Origin of the sequence: Mycobacterium interjectum (genome assembly GCF_900078675.2) — a bacterium.
Lineage (GTDB): Bacteria > Actinomycetota > Actinomycetes > Mycobacteriales > Mycobacteriaceae > Mycobacterium > Mycobacterium interjectum.
The window spans coordinates 1,379,768-1,401,774 of the sequence record NZ_LT546237.1; the positions used below are offsets into that span (position 1 = coordinate 1,379,768).

At 69.0% G+C, this 22,007-nt stretch carries 17 protein-coding genes, 2 pseudogenes and 3 riboswitches; of the genes and pseudogenes, 9 read left to right on the plus strand and 10 right to left on the minus strand.

Annotated elements, in window-relative coordinates:
* Nucleotides 1-48: 48 nt before the first annotated feature.
* The 8 genes from BN4348_RS40825 (at nucleotide 49) to gcvP (ending at nucleotide 7,857) form a co-directional block, all read left to right on the plus strand.
* Entirely contained in the window at nucleotides 49-381 is a 333-nt protein-coding gene (locus BN4348_RS40825) for a small basic family protein (RefSeq protein ID WP_066912527.1), read from the plus strand.
* A 112-nt stretch (nucleotides 382-493) separates the two neighbouring features.
* Nucleotides 494-1,258: a DUF881 domain-containing protein gene (locus tag BN4348_RS40830; protein WP_235852874.1), complete on the plus strand. Its 765-nt coding sequence runs from the start codon at nucleotides 494-496 to the stop codon at nucleotides 1,256-1,258.
* Nucleotides 1,259-1,282: 24 nt separating this feature from the next.
* Entirely contained in the window at nucleotides 1,283-1,681 is a 399-nt protein-coding gene (gene gcvH / locus BN4348_RS40835; RefSeq protein WP_066912532.1) for a glycine cleavage system protein GcvH, read from the plus strand.
* A gap of 256 nt (nucleotides 1,682-1,937) precedes the next feature.
* Entirely contained in the window at nucleotides 1,938-2,423 is a 486-nt protein-coding gene (gene garA / locus BN4348_RS40840) for a glycogen accumulation regulator GarA (RefSeq protein ID WP_066912535.1), read from the plus strand.
* On the plus strand, nucleotides 2,423-3,169 hold the full coding sequence (ftsR, locus tag BN4348_RS40845; RefSeq protein WP_066912537.1) for a transcriptional regulator FtsR: 747 nt from the start codon (nucleotides 2,423-2,425) through the stop codon (nucleotides 3,167-3,169). Before garA ends, ftsR begins: the two co-directional genes overlap by 1 nt.
* A gap of 65 nt (nucleotides 3,170-3,234) precedes the next feature.
* Complete coding sequence (locus tag BN4348_RS40850) at nucleotides 3,235-3,729, plus strand: bifunctional nuclease family protein (protein WP_066912540.1); 495 nt, start codon at nucleotides 3,235-3,237, stop codon at nucleotides 3,727-3,729.
* Between the two features lie 305 nt (nucleotides 3,730-4,034).
* A complete protein-coding gene (locus tag BN4348_RS40855) occupies nucleotides 4,035-4,664 on the plus strand; it encodes a MerR family transcriptional regulator (protein WP_066912542.1) in 630 nt (209 codons plus the stop codon).
* Between the two features lie 113 nt (nucleotides 4,665-4,777).
* A riboswitch (glycine riboswitch) is annotated at nucleotides 4,778-4,875 on the plus strand.
* Between the two features lie 2 nt (nucleotides 4,876-4,877).
* Nucleotides 4,878-5,002: riboswitch (glycine riboswitch) on the plus strand.
* Between the two features lie 32 nt (nucleotides 5,003-5,034).
* Nucleotides 5,035-7,857 (plus strand): aminomethyl-transferring glycine dehydrogenase, encoded by a 2,823-nt coding sequence (gcvP, locus tag BN4348_RS40860; RefSeq protein ID WP_066912550.1) that lies wholly within the window; start codon nucleotides 5,035-5,037, stop codon nucleotides 7,855-7,857.
* An 11-nt stretch (nucleotides 7,858-7,868) separates the two neighbouring features.
* Here gcvP and BN4348_RS40865 read toward each other — a convergent pair whose 3' ends face one another.
* From BN4348_RS40865 to BN4348_RS40910, 10 genes and pseudogenes are all read right to left on the minus strand, one after another.
* Nucleotides 7,869-8,729 carry a haloalkane dehalogenase gene (locus tag BN4348_RS40865; RefSeq protein ID WP_066912553.1) on the minus strand — a complete coding sequence of 287 codons (861 nt, stop codon included), beginning with the start codon at nucleotides 8,727-8,729 and terminating at the stop codon, nucleotides 7,869-7,871.
* 72 nt (nucleotides 8,730-8,801) lie between these two features.
* Nucleotides 8,802-9,443: a cation transporter gene (locus tag BN4348_RS40870; protein ID WP_235852876.1), complete on the minus strand. Its 642-nt coding sequence runs from the start codon at nucleotides 9,441-9,443 to the stop codon at nucleotides 8,802-8,804.
* Between the two features lie 93 nt (nucleotides 9,444-9,536).
* Nucleotides 9,537-11,424: pseudogene (locus tag BN4348_RS40875) on the minus strand (hypothetical protein).
* Nucleotides 11,425-11,546: 122 nt separating this feature from the next.
* A complete protein-coding gene (locus BN4348_RS40880; protein WP_066912559.1) occupies nucleotides 11,547-13,736 on the minus strand; it encodes a malate synthase G in 2,190 nt (729 codons plus the stop codon).
* Between the two features lie 290 nt (nucleotides 13,737-14,026).
* Nucleotides 14,027-15,067 (minus strand): hemolysin family protein, encoded by a 1,041-nt coding sequence (locus BN4348_RS40885; protein ID WP_066912561.1) that lies wholly within the window; start codon nucleotides 15,065-15,067, stop codon nucleotides 14,027-14,029.
* The gene (locus BN4348_RS40890; protein ID WP_066912562.1) at nucleotides 15,064-16,425 is read right to left on the minus strand and encodes a hemolysin family protein; all 1,362 of its coding nucleotides are present in this window, start codon (nucleotides 16,423-16,425) and stop codon (nucleotides 15,064-15,066) included. Before BN4348_RS40890 ends, BN4348_RS40885 begins: the two co-directional genes overlap by 4 nt.
* A gap of 175 nt (nucleotides 16,426-16,600) precedes the next feature.
* Nucleotides 16,601-18,037, minus strand: coding sequence for a GuaB1 family IMP dehydrogenase-related protein (locus BN4348_RS40895; RefSeq protein ID WP_066912563.1), 1,437 nt, complete (start codon nucleotides 18,035-18,037; stop codon nucleotides 16,601-16,603).
* A gap of 44 nt (nucleotides 18,038-18,081) precedes the next feature.
* Nucleotides 18,082-19,548, minus strand: coding sequence for an NADP-dependent phosphogluconate dehydrogenase (gndA, locus tag BN4348_RS40900; protein WP_066912564.1), 1,467 nt, complete (start codon nucleotides 19,546-19,548; stop codon nucleotides 18,082-18,084).
* Between the two features lie 107 nt (nucleotides 19,549-19,655).
* Nucleotides 19,656-20,412, minus strand: a pseudogene (locus tag BN4348_RS40905) (M48 family metalloprotease).
* Nucleotides 20,413-20,426: 14 nt separating this feature from the next.
* On the minus strand, nucleotides 20,427-20,846 hold the full coding sequence (locus BN4348_RS40910) for a BlaI/MecI/CopY family transcriptional regulator (RefSeq protein WP_066912567.1): 420 nt from the start codon (nucleotides 20,844-20,846) through the stop codon (nucleotides 20,427-20,429).
* A gap of 292 nt (nucleotides 20,847-21,138) precedes the next feature.
* On the opposite strand from BN4348_RS40910, the gene BN4348_RS40915 reads away from it, so the two are divergent.
* Complete coding sequence (locus BN4348_RS40915) at nucleotides 21,139-21,555, plus strand: PaaI family thioesterase (protein ID WP_066912569.1); 417 nt, start codon at nucleotides 21,139-21,141, stop codon at nucleotides 21,553-21,555.
* A gap of 349 nt (nucleotides 21,556-21,904) precedes the next feature.
* A riboswitch (guanidine-III (ykkC-III) riboswitch) is annotated at nucleotides 21,905-21,967 on the plus strand.
* Nucleotides 21,968-22,007: the final 40 nt, after the last annotated feature.

The window sequence follows — 22,007 nt, forward strand, 5'->3', positions numbered from 1 at the left end:
ACAACTTCTCCCCAGACCGATCCCGCTCGCCGGCGTGGGGTGCCGCGCATGATCGGCATCGCGGCGCTCGCCGTTGGCATCGTGCTCGGCCTGATCTTCCACCCCGCCGTCCCCGAGGCCGTCCAGCCCTACTTGCCGATCGCGGTGGTGGCCGCGCTCGACGCGGTGTTCGGCGGGCTGCGCGCCTACCTCGAACGGATCTTTGACCCCAAGGTTTTCGTCGTGTCGTTCGTGTTCAACGTCTTCGTGGCCGCCCTGATCGTCTACGTCGGCGACCAGCTGGGCGTCGGCACGCAGCTGTCCACCGCCATCATCGTCGTCCTGGGCATTCGCATCTTCGGCAACGCGGCCGCGCTGCGGCGCCGGCTGTTCGGGGCTTGAGGCCAGCGTGAACCAGGACCCGCCCGATCGCCCCGGCCCCCAAGGCGGGGCCAAAGACAGGGAAAGTCGTGAGCACAAGGCGGGCGACGGCGCGCCGCATGGCCGCCATGAACTGCCCGCCAAGCGCCCGCGCCCCGAGATCGGGCCGGTTCGCCGCACGGGGCTGTCCGGCCTGCGGCGGGGCGGTCGCTCCCGCCTTGGCTTCGGGATCTTGGCGACCGTGCTGTGCCTCGTCCTCGGGGTCGCGATCGTCACCCAGGTGCGCCAGACCAAGTCGGGCGATTCGCTCGACACCGCCCGCCCGGCCGACCTGTTGGTGCTGTTGGATTCGCTGCGGCAGCGTGAGGCCACGCTGAACACCGAAGTCGGGGAACTACAGAACACGCTGAATTCCCTGCAGGCCTCCGGCAACACCGATCAGGCCGCCATCCAGAGCGCCCAGGCCAGGCTGAACGCGCTGTCCATCTTGGTCGGCGCCGTGGGCGCCACCGGGCCAGGTGTCACGATCACGATCGATGACCCCGGCCCCGGGGTGTCACCGGAGGCGATGCTCGACGTGGTCAACGAGTTGCGCGCCGCCGGCGCCGAAGCGATCGAGGTCAACGACGCGCACCAGTCGGTGCGGGTGGGTGTCGATACCTGGATTGTGGGTACGCCCGGCTCGTTGACCATCGACACCAAGAACCTGTCGCCGCCGTATTCGATTCTGGCGATTGGCGATCCGCCCACGCTGGCCGCAGCCATGAACATCCCGGGCGGCGCGGAAGACAGCATCAAGCGCGTCGGGGCGCGGATGTCGGTGCAGCAGGCCGACCGCGTGGAGGTGACCACCTTGCGACAACCAAAACCGCACCAATACGCTCAGCCCGTCAAGTGAGAAGCGACCAGAACAGGATCCCCCGTGAGCGATATTCCGTCCGATCTGCATTACACCGCCGAACACGAGTGGGTTCGACGAAGCGGTGAGGACACCGTCCGGGTCGGAATCACCGACTTTGCGCAGTCGGCCCTGGGCGACGTCGTTTTCGTCCAGCTGCCCGACGTGGGCAGCCAGGTGAGCGCGGGCGAATCGTTTGGCGAGGTGGAATCGACGAAATCGGTGTCGGACCTGTTCGCCCCGGTCTCGGGGACGGTGTCGGCGGTCAACGGCGAGCTGGAGGGCAGTCCGCAGCTGGTCAACTCCGACCCCTACGGCGCCGGCTGGCTCGTGGATGTCCAGGTTGCCGACGGCGCCGAACTTCAGTCGGCGATTTCCGCGCTGCTCGACGCCGAGGCCTACCGCGGGACGCTGACCGAATGACGGTTGCTAATGTGCCTGCCAGCCCCGCTCGCCGACGCGGGCGGCGCGCCCGGTCGGGATTTCGATCATCAGGTGGTGGGGGCATCGCGGACCGGTGCGCGGTACGGTCGACAGATCGACACTTGATCGACACGCGAAGGCACTAGACAGTCAAGTAATAAGCAATACGGGGCCGAGAAAAACTCAGGAAACCCAGAGGAGAACCGGGCGTGCCGCCCGGTCGGATAACGCCACAGCGGCCAGTGAGGAGCAGCGCGTGACGGACATGGACTCGGATATGGGGAAAGACCAGACCTCTGACGAAGTCACGGTTGAGACGACTTCGGTCTTCCGCGCCGACTTCCTCAACGAACTGGACGCCCCCGCCCAAGCGGGGACCGAGAGCGCGGTATCCGGGGTCGAGGGGCTCCCGGCCGGCTCGGCGTTGCTGGTCGTCAAGCGGGGACCGAACGCCGGATCGCGGTTCCTGCTCGACCAGCCCATCACGTCCGCCGGTCGGCATCCCGACAGCGACATCTTCCTCGATGACGTCACCGTCAGCCGCCGCCACGCCGAATTCAGGTTGGAAAACAATGAATTTCACGTCGTGGATGTCGGTAGCCTGAACGGCACCTACGTCAACCGCGAGCCCGTCGATTCGGCGGTGCTGGCCAACGGCGACGAAGTGCAGATCGGCAAGTTCCGGTTGGTGTTTTTGACCGGACCCAAGCAGGGTGACGACGATGGAGGTTCGGGAGGGTAGTGAGCGCGCCCGATAGCCCGGCTCTTGCCGGGATGTCGATTGGGGCGGTCCTGGATCTGTTGAGGCCGGATTTCCCCGATGTGACCATCTCCAAGATTCGCTTTTTGGAGGCCGAGGGGCTGGTGACGCCGCAGCGCGCCGCGTCGGGATATCGGAGGTTCACCGCGTACGACTGCGCGCGCCTGCGGTTCATCCTCACGGCCCAGCGCGACCACTACCTGCCGCTGAAGGTGATCAGGGCGCAGCTGGACGCCCAGCCCGACGGTGAGCTCCCCCCGATCGGATCGCCTTACGCCGTACCGCGATTGGTATCGGTGCCGGACCGCGGGGAAGAGACCGAGGCCGGGCCCGACCCGGCGGCCGTGGCTCCGACCCGGATCCGGCTGAGCCGCGAAGACCTGGTGGAACGCTCCGGTGTGGACGAGCACCTGCTGACTGCGCTGCTCAAGGCCGGGGTGATCAACACCGGTGCGGGCGGTTTCTTCGACGAGCATGCCGTGGTGATCCTGCAATGCGCTCGGGCGCTGGCCGAATACGGCGTCGAGCCGCGGCACCTGCGCGCCTTCCGCAACGCGGCCGACCGACAGTCCGACCTGATCGCCCAGATTGCCGGGCCGGTAGTCAAGGCGGGCAAGACCGGCGCCCGCGACCGCGCCGACGACCTGGCGCGTGAGGTGGCCGCGCTCGCCATCACGCTGCACACCTCGCTGATCAAGTCTGCCGTTCGCGACGTTCTGCATCGCTGAGGATTAGACTTCGTTGGACAGCTTGGTGTTCGGGCGGGCTGAAGAGTTGCGGAGGGCAGACACAGATGGGCGAAGTTCGTGTTGTCGGCATTCGCGTCGAGCAGCCGCAGAACCAACCGGTGCTGTTGCTGCGCGAAGCCGACGGTGACCGATACCTGCCAATTTGGATCGGTCAGTCCGAAGCCGCCGCCATCGCGCTGGAGCAGCAAGGCGTCGAGCCGCCCCGTCCGCTGACGCACGACCTGATCAGGGATCTCATTGCCGCACTGGGGCATTCGCTGAAAGAGGTGCGGATCGTCGACCTCCAGGAGGGCACGTTCTACGCCGACCTGGTCTTCGACCGCAACATCACCGTGTCGGCTCGCCCCTCGGACTCGGTGGCGATCGCGCTGCGGGTCGGCGTCCCGATCTACGTCGAGGAGGCCGTGCTCGCGCAGGCCGGCCTGCTCATCCCCGACGAGACCGACGAAGAGGGCAACACCGCCGTCCGGGAGGACGAGGTGGAGAAGTTCAAGGAGTTCCTCGACAGCGTCTCGCCGGACGACTTCAAGGCCACCTAGCGCCCGCAGTCACCCATCGCGAGCAGTCGCAGAATCGCACGGGCTGCGCTCCAACCGTGCGATTCTGCGTCTGCTCGGCGAAGCACTAGGCTGGGTCTCGACATCACGGATCCATCTCATCTGGCACCGCGATGTCGACACGCTGGTCGATAGTGCGGCCACACAGCTTCGCAGCGGCCATACTTTCATCACGACTTGAAGGCGCGTCGGCTATCGAAAAGCGTAAGCTCTCTAGCACTCGGGCCTGAGCAAACGTGGCTGCGGTGCAGCCAACGAGGACAGCGCGATCGGCGAGAGGAACCACCGTGAGCGAGCAGCCACGTCAAGAGCAGCTGGATCTGGCTGACGGCGCGAACGCCGCGGACAGCGACCAGGCCGTCACCGCAGCGAGCGCGCCCGTGCAGCCGGGGCTGTTTCCCGACGATTCCGTGCCCGACGAGCTGGTGGGTTACCGCGGGCCGAGCGCTTGCCAGATCGCCGGGATCACCTACCGACAGCTGGACTACTGGGCCCGCACGTCGCTGGTGGTCCCGTCGATCCGCAGCGCGGCCGGCTCCGGCAGCCAGCGGCTGTACTCCTTCAAGGACATCCTGGTTCTCAAGATCGTCAAGCGGTTGCTCGACACCGGCATCTCGCTGCACAACATCCGGGTCGCGGTCGACCATCTGCGCCAACGCGGCGTCCAGGACCTGGCCAACATCACCTTGTTCTCCGACGGCACCACCGTGTACGAGTGCACCTCGGCCGAAGAGGTCGTCGACCTGTTGCAGGGCGGGCAGGGCGTGTTCGGCATCGCCGTCTCCGGGGCCATGCGCGAGCTGACCGGCGTCATCGCCGACTTCCACGGCGAGCGCGCCGACGGCGGCGAATCGATCGCCGCCCCCGAAGACGAGCTGGCCTCCCGCCGCAAGCACCGCGACCGCAAGATCGGCTGACGCCCCTCCGTTGGCGCGAGCGTGCGCGGGTGTACACGTTTTGCGGCGTGTCACTGCGCAGACACGCACGCTCGCGGGGGATTGACGGGGGCCGGGTAAACTGGCGCACGCGTCGCACTCGAGCGGGAGAGTTCCGTGGCCGCCAGTCACGGACGCCGAAGGAGCAACACCTCTCCGTCAACCTCTCAGGCACCCGGACCGCGCGAGTTGACGATGCCTCTGGAAAGCGGTGGAGAACCGTAACGGTCCACACCCGCCGATGGGGAAAGGCGTTCGGGCAGCACCCGGCGCCGAATCTCTCAGGCGCCCGGCGAACGGGTGAAGACAGAGGGAGAGGGCCGCTACTCCCTCGACCTCAGGAGTTCTGCCCGTGCCCGACCAGTCAACGTTCGCCTCCCGGCACATCGGCCCCGACGGCCAGGCCGTTGCGGCGATGCTCAACGTCATCGGTGTCCCCTCGTTAGACGAGCTGGCATCGAGGGCGGTTCCCGCCGGCATCCTCGACCGGCTCGTCGACGGCGCCGCGCCCGGCCTGGCCGAGTTGCCGCCGCCGGCCAGCGAGGCCGAGGCGCTGGCCGAGCTGCGGCGGCTGGCCGACGCCAACACCGTGGCCGTGTCGATGATCGGGCAGGGCTACTACGACACGCACACGCCGCCGGTGTTGCTGCGCAACATCCTGGAGAACCCGGCCTGGTACACCGCCTACACGCCGTATCAGCCGGAGATCAGCCAGGGCCGGCTGGAGGCGCTGCTGAACTTCCAGACGATGGTGGCCGACCTCACCGGCCTCGAGGTCGCCAACGCGTCGATGCTCGACGAGGGCACCGCGGCGGCCGAAGCCATGACCTTGATGCACCGCGCCACCCGCGGCGGCTCCAACCGGCTCGCGGTGGACGCCGACGTCTTCGCCCAGACCGTGGCCGTGCTGGCCACCCGGGCCACGCCGCTGGGCATCGAGATCGTCGGCGCGGACTTGCGTCAGGGCCTGCCGGACGGTGACTTCTTCGGCGTCATCACGCAGCTGCCCGGCGCCAGCGGACCGGTCACGGACTGGTCGGCGCTGGTTTCCGAAGCCCACGACCGGGGCGCGCTGGTCGCCATCGGTGCGGACCTGCTGGCGTTGACGCTGATCACGCCGCCCGGGGAGATCGGGGCCGACGTCGCGTTCGGCACCACCCAAAGGTTCGGCGTGCCAATGGGATTCGGCGGTCCACACGCCGGCTACCTGGCGGTGCACGCCAACCACGCGCGCCAGCTGCCGGGGCGGCTGGTCGGGGTGTCGCTGGATGCCGACGGGTCGCCGGCCTACCGGCTGGCGCTGCAGACGCGCGAGCAGCACATCCGTCGCGACAAGGCGACCAGCAACATCTGCACCGCGCAGGTGCTGCTGGCCGTGATGGCCGCGATGTACGCCAGCTACCACGGCGCCGACGGGCTGACCGCGATCGCGCGCCGGGTACACGGTCACGCCGAGGCGATCGCCGCCGCACTCGGCGACGCGCTGGTGCACGACAAGTACTTCGACACGGTCCTGGCCCGGGTGCCGGGACGCGCCGGGGAGGTCGTCGCCGCGGCCAAAGCCAACGGCATCAACCTGTGCCGCGTCGACGACGATCACGTGTCGGTGGCCTGCGACGAGGTCACCACGGACGAGCACGTCACCGCGGTGCTCGAGGCCTTCGGCGTGGCGCCCGCCGAGCCCGCGTGCGCCGGCATCATCACCCGGACATCGGAGTTCCTGACCCATCCCGCGTTCACGCAGTACCGCACCGAAACCGCGATGATGCGTTACCTGCGCACGCTCGCGGACAAGGATATTGCCTTGGACCGCAGCATGATTCCGCTCGGCTCGTGCACGATGAAACTCAACGCCGCGGCCGAGATGGAACCGATCACCTGGCCGGAATTCGCCCGCCTGCATCCGTTCGCTCCGGCGTCCGACACCACGGGTGTGCGCCGTCTCATCGCCGATCTGGAGAACTGGCTGGTGCAGATCACCGGCTACGACGCCGTCTCGCTGCAGCCCAACGCCGGCTCGCAGGGCGAATACGCCGGCCTGCTGGCGATCCACGACTACCACGCCAGCCGGGGTGAACCGCATCGCGACATCTGCCTGATCCCGTCCAGCGCGCACGGCACCAACGCGGCATCGGCCGCGCTGGCCGGGCTGCGGGTGGCGGTGGTCGCCTGCCGCGACAACGGCGACGTCGACCTCGACGATCTGCGGTCGAAGGTGGCCGAGCACGCCGACCGGCTGGCGGCGCTGATGATCACCTACCCGTCCACGCACGGCGTCTACGAGCACGACATCGCCGAAATCTGCGCGGCCACCCACGACGCGGGCGGTCAGGTCTACATCGACGGCGCCAATCTCAACGCGCTGGTCGGGCTGGCCCGCCCGGGCAGGTTCGGCGGCGACGTCAGCCACCTGAACCTGCACAAGACGTTCTGCATCCCGCACGGCGGGGGCGGTCCGGGCGTCGGCCCCGTGGCGGCGCGCGCGCACCTGGCCCCGTTCCTGCCGGGGCACCCCTACGCACCGGAGTTGCCCGGGGGGCATCCGGTGTCCTCGGCGCCCTACGGGTCGGCGTCAATCCTCCCGATCACCTGGGCCTACATCAGGATGATGGGCGCCGAGGGTCTGCGGGCGGCCTCGCTGACCGCGATCGCGTCGGCGAACTACATCGCCCGGCGGCTCGACGAGTACTTCCCGGTGCTGTACGCCGGCGAGAACGGCATGGTCGCCCACGAGTGCATCCTGGACGTGCGCGCCATCACCAAATCGACCGGGGTAACCGTCGACGACGTAGCAAAACGGCTGGCGGACTACGGCTTTCACGCGCCCACCATGAGCTTCCCGGTGGCCGGCACCCTCATGGTGGAGCCCACCGAGAGCGAGACCCTGACCGAAGTCGACGCCTTCTGCGAGGCCATGATCGCCATCCGCGGGGAGATCGACCGCGTCGGCGCGGGCGAGTGGTCCGCCGACGACAACCCGCTGCGGGGCGCGCCGCACACCGCGGAGTGCCTGCTGGTCTCCGACTGGGACCACCCGTACACCCGGCAGGAGGCCGCCTACCCGCTGGGTAAGGACTTCCGGCCCAAGGTGTGGCCTCCCGTGCGCCGCATCGACGGCGCCTACGGCGACCGCAACCTGGTCTGCTCCTGCCCGCCGGTGGAGGCGTTCGCGTAGCCCCGGCCCCGTCAGCCGAAGCGTTCGAGGATCGCCGCCGCGATTCGATCCGGGGCGTCCTCCTGGATGAAGTGCTTGGCCTCGGGCAGCTCGACGACGACGTGATCGGGAAACGTCGCGCGCATCCGCGGGATCGTCGGGCCGGGCCGGAACGCGAAGTCCTTCATGCCCCAGACGAACAGCGCGGGCTTGGCGCCCAGTTCGGCGGGCACCTCGCGGGCGAGCCGGGCCAGCAGGGGATGGGCGGCGAGGATCTGCTTGGGCATCTCGGCCACGCCTTTGCGCGCCTCCGGGCTGGGCTGCACGGCCCGGTAGTGCTCCATCACCGCCCCGCTCGGGCGGTGCTGGGTGCCCGCCGGGATCAGCCGTTCGACGAAAAAGTTGCGGTGCAGGACGGCGTATTGCATGGGCGGGCTGGACATGACCCGGCTGAACGCCTTGGTCGAGAACGTGTCCGCCGGCCAGAACCAGGTGTTGCCCAACACGACGCCGCGCACCCGGTCGGCGCGCTCGACGGCGACGGCCATGCTGATGGGGCCGCCCCAGTCCTGGCCCATCGTCAGGTAGCCGTCGAGCCCGAGGTGATCGACGAACTCGCCGACCACCTGGGCGTGCTCGTCGATCTTGTAGCCGAACCCCGCGGGCCGCTCCGATAGCCCGAAGCCGAGGTAATCGGGTGCGATGCAACGGAACCGGTCGCGCAACGCGACGATGATGTTCCGGTACAGAAAGCTCCACGTCGGGTTGCCGTGACACAACAGGATCGGCGGCCCGTCGCCCTCGTCGATGTAATGGAGGCGCCCGCGCGAGCTGTCGAACCAGCGCGACTGGAACGGGTAGAGCTGAGGATCCGGGGTGAAATCGATCTTCATGGGGCTCCCTTCGGCAACGCCCACGATGCTATGGCGGAGGGGTGACAACGCCGCAGCGTCAACGGGAGGCGGTCAGCATTGGCATGTTTGGCCGCGCCAGGACTGCAGGCCTTCCCAGCCGGCGGCGGCGGCGATGCCCAGGCCGATGACCGGGTCGACCCACCAGACGCCGGGCCGGGCGGCCGTGACCGCCAAACCGACGAGCACGGCGGCGGCCTGGGCGGCGCACAGGTAGTTCTGGGTTCCTTCGCCGGCGGTGGCCCCCGAACGAAGCTCTTCGGCGAGCCCGCGCTTGGCGCGGCCGAGGATCGGCATCGCCACCACCGCGGCGGCGGTGAGCGCGATGCCGATCGCGGTGGTTTCTGCGTGGTCGGCGCGCAGCAGGTGGTGAATGGACTCGGCGGCGATGTAGGGCGCCAGCAACCAAAACGACACGGCCACAGCGCGCTGCGCGTTGCGTTCGGCGGTCGGGGAGTGGGTGCGGGCACCGGTGAACCGCCAGATCACGATGACGCTGGCCACCCCCTCGACACCGCTGCCCAGCGCCCATCCGGCCAGGGCGATCGAGCCGGCGGCCAGCCCTTGCCAAAGCCCCAGGACCGCTTCGGTGAGCATCCAGGCCAGGCTGACCCACGACAACCGCCGCGCCCACCGAGCCGCGCGGAGCCACCGCGGGTCAGCCGCGGATGTCTGCGGCTGCGGCGACTGACACATATCGCAGCAGGGCTCGATCGCTGTCATTGGCAAATGTTATCGCCGAATCCGAGCCGATACCGCGACACCTCCGGTGACCCGGCGGTGTCGCCCTTAGCTCAAAAACGTGTTGAGGGCCGCGGCGAGGTCGGGGGACGCCGAGGTTGCCAGGTTCTGGTAGCCACCGCCGCTGAGCTGAGCGACGGCTTCCCATGTTGACCGGTCCGGGTCGCCGCCGAAGTCGACGACGTTGACCGCGATCGGTTTGGCCGGGTCGGCACTCTTACGGATGAAGTCCTGCAGGCCGGCGCCGTCCAGGGTCTGATCGGTGTGCGGCCCCGAGGTGATCACCAGGATCGAATTCGCCTGCCCCGCATGATAATTGGCCTGCATTTCCTGGTAGATCATGCGCAGTGTGGTGAACGACACGGCGCCGCCGGCCGACGAATACTGCTTGTCCAGCGCCGCCGCCAGCGCCGCCGAGCGCGGCTGGCCGTTGATGGGGTCACCCAGCGGTCCGCCGGGCACCTCCGAGCGACCCTCGTGGCCGTCGAAGGTCCACAACCCCACGCTGGCGGTCGGCGGCAACGACTTGATCTTGTCGCGCAGCGCGCCGATGACGTTGGCGAGCCGGGTCTTTCCGCCTTCATCGGCGGGCATCGACTGGTCCAGCATGATGGTCGCGGCCAGTCCGCTCGACGGGGCGGCCATGGCTTCGGCCAGCGTGGCGCGCATCGCGTCATCACCCACCGACAGGGTGGCGGGCAGCGCGGGGAAACTGGTGACCGGGCTGCTGGGCGGCTTGACCCCGTTGACCCGGAAGCCGGCCTTGGCCAGCTTCGCGAGTTGCTCAGGCTTTTGCAGGAAGCGGGCGAATCCGCTGGCCGCGGAGGTCTGCTCCTGCGTCAGCCACGAGCCACTGAGCAGCACCGCGGGAAAATCGGCGACGGGCGCGGGTCCCGGCGGCAGCCAGGAGGCCAGCGTGCTCTTGGCATCGGACATCGACTGGCCGCGCGCGAACAGCTGCTGCTCGGTGGTGACCACCGCGTGCACCGGCGCGCTCGCCGCGTCGCCGGGCTTCAGCAGCGCGTTCATCGCCTCGGTCAGGGAGTTGTCCGCCAGCTTGGGCTGCGCGCTCAGCAACGTGCGCACGGCGCCGGTGCCCTGCGTAGCCGGCGCACCGGCCGGAACCGAGGCGGCCGCGACNCATGACCGGCGACGTCACCAGCGAATGGCTTTCGGTGATGGTTTTCTGGCCCGCGGTGGCGGCCAGCCGCGCGGCGGAAACGGAGCTGCCCGGGATCCACAACGCCGGCTGGCCGCCCAAATCCGAAGGCCACTTGCCGACGAATCCGTTCAGCACGGCGTCGGAGCCGGCCGGTTTGACGCTGACCACCATGCAGTGATCGCCGACCGGGCCGGCCGTGGCGTTATAGCCCTCGGCGAGCTGCTGCACGGGCTCGGAGATCGACGGGTCGGCGATGACGGCGACCGACTCCTTGCCGCCGACGCAGCGCGCGGCGGCGCTGTGCGAGCGGTGCGACAACGCGTCACCGAAGAAGCTCCACAGGATCACGGTGCCCACCACGACGACGACGGCGACGAGCGCGACGATCACCCCGATGCTGACCCCGCGCCGCCCGCCCTCGCTGCGGTGGCCGCCGAGGCGCTCGCCGAGGCCCCGGTGCCCGCCCCGTAACCGGGACGACAGCGACGGCGGGGAGGCCGGCGGCCCAGCGCCCGCCGGACCCGGGCTACGCGGCGGGAATTCCGGATAGTCGTCGGCGGTGGGCGCGAACTTCTCGGCGGCGGGATAGGGGTTATCGCCCTCGCCGGGAAAGCCCTCGTCGACGTAATCGCCTGCGCGCCAATAATGCTCATCGGCCGCGCCATCGCGGTGATGGTGACCCGTGTCGTCGGAAGCGTCCAGATCGTCGGCGAAGTATTCGTCAGCCGGCTCATCGACGGCATCATCCGGGTCGGGCATGCTGTGCCTACCCATACCGGTGCCCGCCGCCTTTCCGTCGACTCATCATGTGAATTGTTTTCACCATGTGAGATGTTGTGGACTCGGCCCAGATTCTAGTCATCGGCCGCGCTACTTACCGCATCGTCGAGCCGGTTTCAGCCACCGGCGGCGCGGGCTTTGAACTCCCGCCGGCGCCGATGCAGGATCGGCTCGGTGTAGCCATTGGGCTGCTGCGTTCCGGACAAGATCAGCTCCTGGGCGGCCAGGAAGGCGACGCTGTCGTCGAAATTGGGCGCCATCGGCAGGTATTTCGCGTCACCGGCGTTCTGCTGATCCACCATCGGGGCCATCCGTTCCAGGCTGGCCCGGACGTCCTCGCTGGTGATCACGCCGTGCCGCAGCCAGTTGGCCAGCAGCTGGCTGGAGATCCGCAGCGTGGCGCGGTCCTCCATGAGCGCGACGTTGTGGATGTCGGGCACCTTCGAGGACCCCACGCCCTGGTCGATCCAGCGCACCACGTAGCCCAGGATGGACTGGCAGTTGTTGTCGACCTCCTCGCGGATCTCCTCGGGGGCCCAGGCCAGCTCCTTGGCCAGCGGGATGGTGAGCAGCTGATCGATGCTCGCCCGCTTCTTGCCGGCCAGCTCGTTCTGCACTTCGATGACGTCCACCTTGTGGTAGTGCATGGCGTGCAGGGTGGCCGCCGTCGGCGAGGGCACCCAGGCGGTGCTGGCGCCCTGCTTCGGCTGGCCGATCTTCTGCTCGACCATGTCGGCCATCAGCTCGGTCATGGTCCACATGCCCTTGCCGATCTGGGCGTGCCCGGCGAACCCGGCGGCCAGGCCGGTGTCGACGTTGTTGTCCTCGTAGCCCAGGATCCACGGCTGGGTCTTCATCGCGCCCTTGCGGACCATCGGACCGGCCTCCATGGAGGTGTGGATCTCGTCGCCGGTGCGGTCCAGGAATCCGGTGTTGATGAACACGATGCGGTCGGCCGCGGCCTTGATGCACGCCTTCAGGTTGACGGTGGTGCGCCGCTCCTCGTCCATGACGCCGACCTTGAGCGTGGTCTGCGGCAGCCCGAGCACGTCCTCGACCCTGCTGAACAGCTCGGTGGTGTAGGCCACCTCGTCGGGGCCGTGCATCTTGGGCTTGACGATGTAGATGGAGCCGGTGCGGCTGTTGACCAGCGGGCCGTTCGCGTCGGTGGCCTTCAGCCCGTGGACGGCGCACAGCCCGGTGAAGAGCGCGTCCTGGATGCCCTCGAAGATCTCGTTGCCGTCGGCGTCGAGAATCGCGTCGTTGGTCATCAGGTGTCCGACGTTGCGGACGAACAGCAGCGCGCGCCCGGGCAGCACCAGCTCGCCGCCGTCGGGGGTGGTGTAGTGCCGGTCCTGGTTGGGCACCCGGGTGAACGTCTTGCCGTCCTTGTCGACCTCGGCGGCCAGGTCGCCCCGCATCAGGCCAAGCCAGTTGCGGTAGGCGGCGGTCTTGTCGTCGGCGTCGACGGCGGCCACCGCGTCCTCGAAGTCGATGATCGTGGTGACCGCCGACTCCAGGACGACGTCCTTGATGCCGGCGCGGTCGGTCCTGCCGATGGGCGAGGAGGGGTCGATCAGGATCTCGATGTGCAGGCCGTTGTTGGTCAGCAACACCGACCAGTCGGGGGAGCCGAGCTCGCCGCTGTATCCGACGAACTTCTCGGGCTGGGCCAAACCGGTGGACTCACCGCCGCGGTCAACCTTCAGCCGGCCGTCGTCGATGCTCAGGCCGGTCACGTCCGCCCACGAACCCGACGCCAGCGGCACGGCCTCGTCGAGGAACTGGCGGGCGTAGGCGATCACCTTGTCGCCGCGCACCCTGTTGTAGCTGGTGCCCTGCTCGGCGCCGTCGGTTTCCGGGATCACGTCCGTGCCGTACAGGGCGTCGTACAGCGAGCCCCACCGGGCATTGGCGGCATTCAGCGCGAAGCGGGCGTTGGTCACCGGCACCACCAGCTGGGGGCCCGCCGTCGTGGTGATCTCGGGGTCGACGCCGGACGTGGTGATGCTGAAGTCGGCGGGCTCGGGCAGCAGGTAACCGATCTCGGTCAGGAACGCGCGGTAGGCCTGTGTGTCGATCGGCTCGATGACCCGCTGGCGGTGCCATTTGTCGATCTGGGCCTGCAGCTCATCGCGGCGGTTGAGCAAATCCTGGTTCTGCGGAGTGAGGTCGGCGACGACTTTGTCGACGCCCGCCCAGAAGCTGTCCGGGTCGATATCGGTGCCGGGCAGGGCCTCGTTGTTCACGAAGTCGTAGAGCACTTTGGCGACGCGCAGGTTCCCCACCGACACGCGATCAGTCATCTTTCTCCTCCATAACGGGCTCCGTAATGGGCCACGCGGGACCTCACCGGCCTCAACAGGTATTGACGTCAGCCTACCGACCGGCGGCCTGACGACCGTCACCCGGCCGACCCACAACTGCAGGTCACGCCGGGCTCCAGCCACAACGATGGCGCCGCGGCGGGCCTGAGGGCCGCTGCGGGCAACGCATGTTCCGCGGGCCGGGACCCTCTGCTTTCCAGCATCTCGGTGACTGGTAGCCGTTGGAGATCATACGGCCTGCGTCGGGCCTCACCCGCCGGCCAGGCCGACTATGCGTCGCGCATGGCGCCGACGAGGTCCTCCACCAGATCTTCCATCGCCACCATCGCCACGACGGCTCCGTTGTCATCGGTCACCAATGCCAGGTGGCTGTTGCTGCGGCGCATCCGCGACAGCGCGTCGGCCAGCGGCAGCGACCGGGGGACCTGCGGCAGCGGTCGCACCAGCGCCAGGTCGATCACCGTCTGCGGGTCGTCGCCGAGCGTCAGCACATCCTTGATGTGGACGTAGCCGATGAACTGCGCGTCGAGGTTCACGACGGGGAACCGCGAGTATCCGGTCTGGGCCAGGGCGTGTTCGACCGCGCCCACGGTCGGCCCGGAGCCCGCCGTGGCCACCGGTACCGCCTGGATTTCGGCCAGCGGCCGCGCCACCTGGCCGACCGTGCGGTGGCGCAGCTGCAGCGCCCGGGTCAGCCTGCCGTGCTCCTCGGCATCCAGCAGGCCTTCCGACACCGATTCGCTGATCATCACCCTCAGCTCCGTGGTCGAAATCGCCAGGCTGAGTTGGGACTTGGGCTCGACACGCAGCGCGCGCAGCACCACGTTGGCGCATTTGTCGTAGAACGCGATGAACGGCCGCGCGGCGCGCACGTAGGCCAGGTAGGGCGGAACCAGCAGCATCGCGGCGCGCTCGGGGCCGGCCAGCGCGATGTTCTTCGGCACCATCTCGCCCAGCAGCACGTGCAGCGTCACCACGATCGCCAGCGCGATCACCAGCGACACCGTGTGCAGCAGCGCCGGTGGCATCCCCGTCAGCCCGAACGCGCCACGCAGCAGGTTCGCGACCGCGGCCTCCCCGATCCGGCCCAGCAGCAGCGAGGCGACCGTCACGCCCAGCTGCACGCCGGCGAGCATGGACGGAAGATTCTGGCCGGCCCGGATCACCGTGACCGCGCGCGCCTTGCCCTGCTCGGCCAGCGCTTCGAGGCGGTCGCGCCGGGCCGAGATCAAGGCGAACTCGGCCCCGACGAAGAACGCGTTCACCCCGATCAGCAGGATCGCCAGCAACACTCCCAGCGTGTCGTTCATCGGGGGCCTTGTCCCGTGGCGGTCCCGTCCTGCTCCTGCAGCTCGAGCACGTCGATCCGACGACCGTCCATCCGAACCACCGTCGCCCGCCAGCGCATCGACGAATCCAACAGGCCGTCGGCGTCCAGGGCGGTCAGCTCCACCGTCTCCCCGGCCACCGGGATGTGGCCGATCTCGCGCAGCACCAGACCGCCGATCGTCTCGTAGGGCCCTTCGGGGGCCCGATATCCGGTCGCCGCGGCGACCTCGTCGATGCGCAGCAGCCCGCTCACCCGCCAGCCGGTGCCGGCCGCGACGACGTCGGGGGTGGCGTCGTCGTGTTCGTCGCGGACGTCGCCGACGATCTCCTCGATCAGGTCCTCGACGGTCACCATGCCGGCCGTGCCGCCGTATTCGTCGACGACCATCGCCGTTTGCAGCGGATTGGCGCGGATTTCGGCCATCACCGCGTCGCCGTCCAGCGTCGAGGGCACCACCGGAACGTGCTGCGCGAGGGTGGTCAGCAGGGTTTTCGGGCGGTCGGCCGGCGCGATGGCGAACACCTGCTTGACGTGCACGATGCCGACGGTCTCGTCGAGATCGCCGTCGACGATGGGGAACCGGGAGAAGCCGGACTCGGCGGCGGCGACAACCAGATCGGCGACCGTGTCGTCGGTTTGCAGCGCGACGATCTTCGACCTCGGCGTCATCAGCTCCTCGGCCGTCAGTTCGCCGAACTCCAGCGATCGCCGCAGTAGCACGGCGGTGGCCGCGTCCATGGTGCCGCTGCGGGCCGAGCTGCGCACCAGGGACGCCAGTTCCTGCGCCGAGCGGGCCGAGCGCAGCTCCTCGGCCGGCTCGATGCCCAGCTCGCGGACGATCCAGTTGGCCACGCCGTTCGTCAATCGGATGGCCGGGGTGAAGAGCAGCGAGAACAGCAACTGAAAGCCCACGACGGCGCGGGCGCTGGACAGCGGGCGCGCGACGGCGAGGTACTTGGGAACCAGCTCACCGAACACCATCGACACCGACGTCACCACCACCAGCGCCAGGAACGCGATGATCCCGTCGGCCAGCCGGTTCGGGACGCCGATCGAGCTCAACGCCGGATGCGGCAGGTCCGCCACCAGCGGCTCGGTCAGGTACCCCGTCGCCAGCGTGGCGGTGGAGATGCCCAGTTGGGCGCCCGACAGCTGAAACGACAGCCGCTGCTGGGCGCGCTGGATGAAGCGGTCGCGGCGGCCACCGGCGCGCGCGTTGGCGTCCACCACGCTGCGGTCCAGCGCGGTCAGCGAGAATTCGGCCGCGACGAAGACCCCGTTGGCGAAGATGAGCAGCGCGATGGCCAGCAGGCTGACCGCGGTGAGGGCGACGTTCACGACCGCTTCCTGCGGAAGGCCCGGCTCGGTGGCGGGGCCTCGACGCGTGCCTGCGGCACGTCATCCCTTTCCCTCGATGCGGCGCAGCGCTTTGCTGCCGGCCGAAAACTCACGTGAATTCACATGGTAGCCAAGACGTCCAGCGGGCTGAACGACCGTCGGCGACTTAGCGCGCTCACCAGCCCAACGGCAGCGGATGCCCCTCGGCGAACCCCGCGGCCGACTGCACGCCCACGACGGCGCGCTCGTGCAGCTCGGCCAGGGTGCACGCGCCGACGTAGGTGCAGGTGCTCCGCACTCCCGACGTGATGTGGTCGATCAGGTCCTCGACGCCGCCGCGGTCGGGGTCCAGCCCCATCCGCGCCGTCGAGATGCCCTCCTCGAACAGTGCCTTGCGGGCGCGATCGAACGCGGTCTCATCGCCGGTGCGCGCGACCACCGCCCGCTTGGACGCCATGCCGTAGCTCTCCTTGTAGGGCTGGTCGTCGCGGTCACGCATCAGGTCTCCGGGCGACTCGTACGTCCCGGCGAACCACGACCCGATCATCACGTTGGACGCTCCGGCCGCCAGCGCCAGCGCCACGTCGCGGGGATGGCGGATGCCGCCGTCGGCCCACACGTGCCCGCCGGCTTCCCTTGCGGCGGAAGCGCATTCGAGTACGGCGGAGAACTGGGGGCGGCCCACGCCGGTCATCATCCGGGTGGTGCACATCGCGCCCGGCCCGACGCCGACCTTGACGATGGTCGCCCCCGCGCCCAGCAGATCCCGGGTGCCCTCCGCCGACACCACGTTCCCCGCCGCCAACGGCAGACCGAGCTCCAGCTCGGCCACCAGCTTGATCGCGTCGAGCGTCTTGACCTGATGCCCGTGCGCGGTGTCGATCACGAGCAGATCCACGCCGGCCTCGGCCAGCGACCGGGCCTTGGCGCCCACGTCACCGCTGATGCCGACGGCCGCGCCGATCCGCAGCCGCCCGCGGGCGTCGGTGTTCGGCGTGTACAGCCCGGCGCGGATCGCCCCGGTGCGGGTGAGCACGCCGGCCAGCGTGCCGTCCGCGTTGGTCACCATCGCGACGCCGATCGGGGAGTGCTCGAGCAGGTCGAAGATCTTGCGGGGTTCGGTGCCCATCGGGGCGGTGACGAAGTCGGTGGCGACGACGTCGCGCACCCTGGTGAACCGGTCCACGCCCAGGCAGGAGGATTCGCTGACCACACCGATGGGACGGCCCTCGAACAACACGACGGCGACGCCGTGCGCGCGCTTGTGGATCAGGGCCATGGCGTCGGACACCGAGTCGTCGGGCTCCAGCACCACCGGGGTGTCGAGCACCAGGTCGCGGCTCTTGACGAACTGCACCATCTGCTGCACCGCGGTGATCGGGAGGTCCTGGGGCAGGATCACGATGCCGCCCCGCCGCGACACCGTCTCGGCCATCCGCCGGCCGGCCACCGCGGTCATGTTGGCGACCACGACGGGAATGGTGGTGCCGGAGCCGTCGGTGCTGGCCAAGTCGACGTCGAAGCGCGACGCCACCTCGGACCGGTTCGGCACGATGAAGACGTCGTTGTAGGTCAGGTCGTAGCCCGGCCGGTGTCCGTCCAAGAACCTCATGTCAGTCGGCTTGCCCCCTTTCGGCGCTTCTACACGCAGGCCAGCTACGCGGGCACTTCGCTGCGGTCACCGCTCCACAGGGTGTGGAAGCGCTTGTCCGGGTCGTCGTCGGTGCGGCCGTAGGTGTGCGCGCCGAAGAAGTCGCGCAGCCCCTGGGTGAGCGCCGCGGGCAGCCGCTCGGTGCGCAGCGCGTCGTAGTAGGACAGCGCCGAGGAGAAGCCCGGGATCGGGATGCCCAGCCGGGTGGCGGTCACCACGACGCGGCGCCAGCCGTCGATCGCGGCCTCGATCGCGCTGCGGAAGTACGGCGCGACGATCAGCGTCGGCAGGTCGGGGTCCTCGTCGAACGCGTCCTTGATCCGGTTGAGGAATTTCGCCCGGATGATGCAGCCGCCGCGCCAGATGGTGGCCAGGTCGCCGGGCGTGATGCCCCAGTCGTATTCGGCGCTGCCGGCCTGAATCTGGTTGAAGCCCTGGGCGTAGGCGATGATCTTCGACGCGTAGAGGGCCTGCCGGACGTCCTCAACGAATTGCGTTGCGTTGGTGGGCCTTTCACCGAGCTGGCCGGACGCCAGCCCGGTGGTCGCCTTGCGTTGGGTCACCGAACCCGACAGCGCGCGGGCGAACACGGCCTCGGCGATCCCGGTCACCGGGACACCGAGGTCCAGGGCCGACTTCACGGTCCAGCGGCCGGTGCCCTTCTGCTCGGCCTCGTCGAGGATGACGTCGACGAGCGGCTTGCCCGTCTTCGCGTCCTTCTGGCGCAGGACCTGGGCGGTGATCTCGACCAGGAAGCTGTCCAGGTCGCCGGAGTTCCACTCGTCGAACACGTCGGCGATCTCGTCCGCGGTCTTGCCGAGCCCGTCGCGCAGCAGCTGGTAGGCCTCGCCGATCAGCTGCATGTCGGAGTACTCGATGCCGTTGTGCACCATCTTCACGAAGTGCCCCGCGCCGTCGGGCCCGATGTGCGTGCAGCACGGCACGCCGTCGACGTGCGCGGAGATCTCCTCGAGCAGTGGGCCCAGCGACGTGTACGACTCTGCGGGTCCGCCCGGCATGATCGACGGCCCGTTGAGCGCGCCCTCCTCGCCGCCGGAGATGCCGGCGCCGACGAAGTGCAGGCCGCGCTCGCGCATCGCCTTCTCGCGGCGAATGGTGTCGGTGTAGAGGGCGTTGCCGCCGTCGATGATGATGTCGCCTTCCTCCATGGCGTCGGCGAGCTCGTTGATGACGGCGTCGGTGGGGTCGCCGGCCTTGACCATGATGAGCACCCGCCGCGGCCTCTCCAGCGCGTCGAGGAACTCCGCGATGGTCTCCGATCGCACGAACTTGCCCTCGTCGCCGTGGTCCTTGAGCAACGCGTCGGTCTTGGCGACGGACCGGTTGTGCAACGCGACCGTGTAGCCGTGGTGGGCGAAATTGCGGGCGATGTTCGATCCCATCACGGCCAGGCCGGTGACGCCGATCTGCGCGGTACCGGTCTTCGCGTCCTTGGAAGTCGGGGCACTCATCTGTTGGCCTCTCAGTGTCGGGGAACTAACTTCCGAAAAGCTTTCGGTCACACTGTGGCACAGCGGTCACCCATCCGCCCGGGCTGATTGGCTCTTCGCAGCGGGCGTCAGAGGTTGAACAGCCGGCGCAGCTCGGTGAGCCACGGGACGACCAGCGCGACGGTGGGCACCACCATGACGGCGGCCGCGGCCAGGTACGCGGCCGCCGAGAGCCTCAGGCTGTTGCCGCGCCCGGACAGCCGCCGCACCCGCACCACGGTGCTGGGGCCGCCNCAAATCGTGGCGGGCCCGCAGGTGGGCTCGCTCGTGGGTGAGGATCGCCGCGACTTCCTCATCGGCGAGCGCGCTCAGCGCTCCTTCGCTGACCACGACCCGGCTCCGGACCCCGGGCAGGCAGTAGGCGAGCGGCTGCCGAACATCCAGGATGCGAAGGTCGCGCGTGCGGGCGCACGGCTGGGCGGTGGCCGCGTCGTGCCCGACCCCGACCAGGTCGACGACCATGCGGTGATGGGCCCGCCGGCGGCGATTGGCGATGGCCACCCGCAGGACGGCGACCATCAGCCGGGCGCCGACCACCACGGTCAACGCCAACACTGCGATGTAGGCCGCCCAGAGCGGCCAGCCCAGCCGGGCGGCGGCGCCCATGACGCTGGCCGTGGGCCGCCCGTCGGGGCCGGGCACGAGCAGCCTGCTGGCGATCGCGATGCCGGCGCTGAACGCCGACAGGACCGCGGCCAGGGCGACCGCCTGCCACAGCACCATCGCGGCGCGCGGGGCGCGCAACGGCCACGTCGCGCGTGCCAGTAGGGCCGGCGCCGGGCCGACCAACAGCACCGCGAGGAGGGTGAAGGCCAGCGCGGACACGCTGCTAGTCTCCCTCAGTCCTCCGCCGCCGCGCCAGCCGACGGCGTGTTGTTGCGTTGATTGGCTTCCAGTTCGGCGAGTGCGCGCCGCAGCGCCTCGGCCTCGTCGGCGCCCACCCGCTCGACGAAGTGCACCAGCGCCGCCCGCCGGTCCCCGGAGTCCTCCGCCTGCGCCAGCGCATCGACCATGAGCCCGGCGACCAGCTCGTCGCGACCGTGCACCGGTGCGTAGCGGTGGGCGCGGTCGTCACGGATCTGGGAGACCAGGTTCTTCTTGGCCAGCCGCTGCAGGACGGTCATGATCGTCGTGTATGCCAGGTCGCGCCGCGCAGACAACGCTTCGTGGACTTGGCGGACGGTTTGGGGTTCGGCCGTGGACCACAAATGATCCATCACGGCGCGTTCCAGATCCCCCAGCCGGGTCAGCTTGGCCATAGTGCGTTCATCTCCTGAGCGTCGAAATAAGCGTACTCCGCTTACTACTGACGGTCGTACCAACACGTTCCCGATGCGACCTGTTCGGTGAAAACGTACCTTGCGAAATTAGGGCAGCCTTGCCTATGCTGATCTCGGTCGAGCGACAATGACCGTGGCAGAGTCCTGAGGGCTGCAGCGACCCCCGGTCTACTCGATCGGCGAGCCCCGCGCCCGGCGCGGGGCTCGCCCGTTTTACGGGCAGGCGTTCCGCCCCGGCGGCGCCGGGTCGCCAATGGTGTAGACACATAACGTGCCACCGCCGCCCGACCCGACGTTGCCGCCGAACTTCACCGCGCCGTTCGACACCGAGTTGGGGCTGCGGTTCACCGAGCTGGGCCCCGACGGCGCCCGCGCGCAGCTCGAGGTCACACCGAAGCTGTTGCAGCCGATGGGCCTCGTGCACGGCGGCGTCTACTGCTCGATGATCGAGAGCATGGCCAGCGTGTCCGCCTTCACCTGGCTGAACGCGAAAGGCGACGGCGGCAACGTGGTCGGCGTCAACAACAACACGGACTTCCTGCGCTCGATCGGCTCCGGGACGGTGTACGGCAGCGCCGAACCGATTCACCGCGGCCGGCGTCAGCAGCTGTGGCTCGTCACGATCACCGACGACACCGATCGGGTGGTGGCCCGCGGCCAGGTGCGGCTGCAGAACCTCGAGGCATAATTCCCAGCAAGTTCCCAGCAGTCGGCCAGGCGTTACCGAGGCTTCCCCCGACGCGGTGCTCGGTCGCCGAAAATTCCTGTTCCGCAAGGGAAATCCCGACGCTCTGAATCCGGTTCTCGGACCGGCGTGCACTCGTTCCGTTCGGCCGAGTCTTCACGAACGCCTCGAGCCTGCGGGCGAATGCTTGCGCACAGTCCTCCGCTAGAGACGTTGCCCTGCAACATCATTCATGAACGCATTAGCGGCCAGAGACGTACGGACCACCACGCCCGGGCAGAGCCGGTCGCCGCTGCGCGACACGACCACCGGAGAAGTTGCAGCCGCCGGCCGAGCCGGTACCTTCGATAGCGGCGCGCCGCAGCGGCCGCCCGGACGAGTTCGCCGTACCCGGAAAGCGACAAGACGGCGACCGCGGGATGCCTGGCGCGCCGGTTCACCCAAAAGTGGGTCTT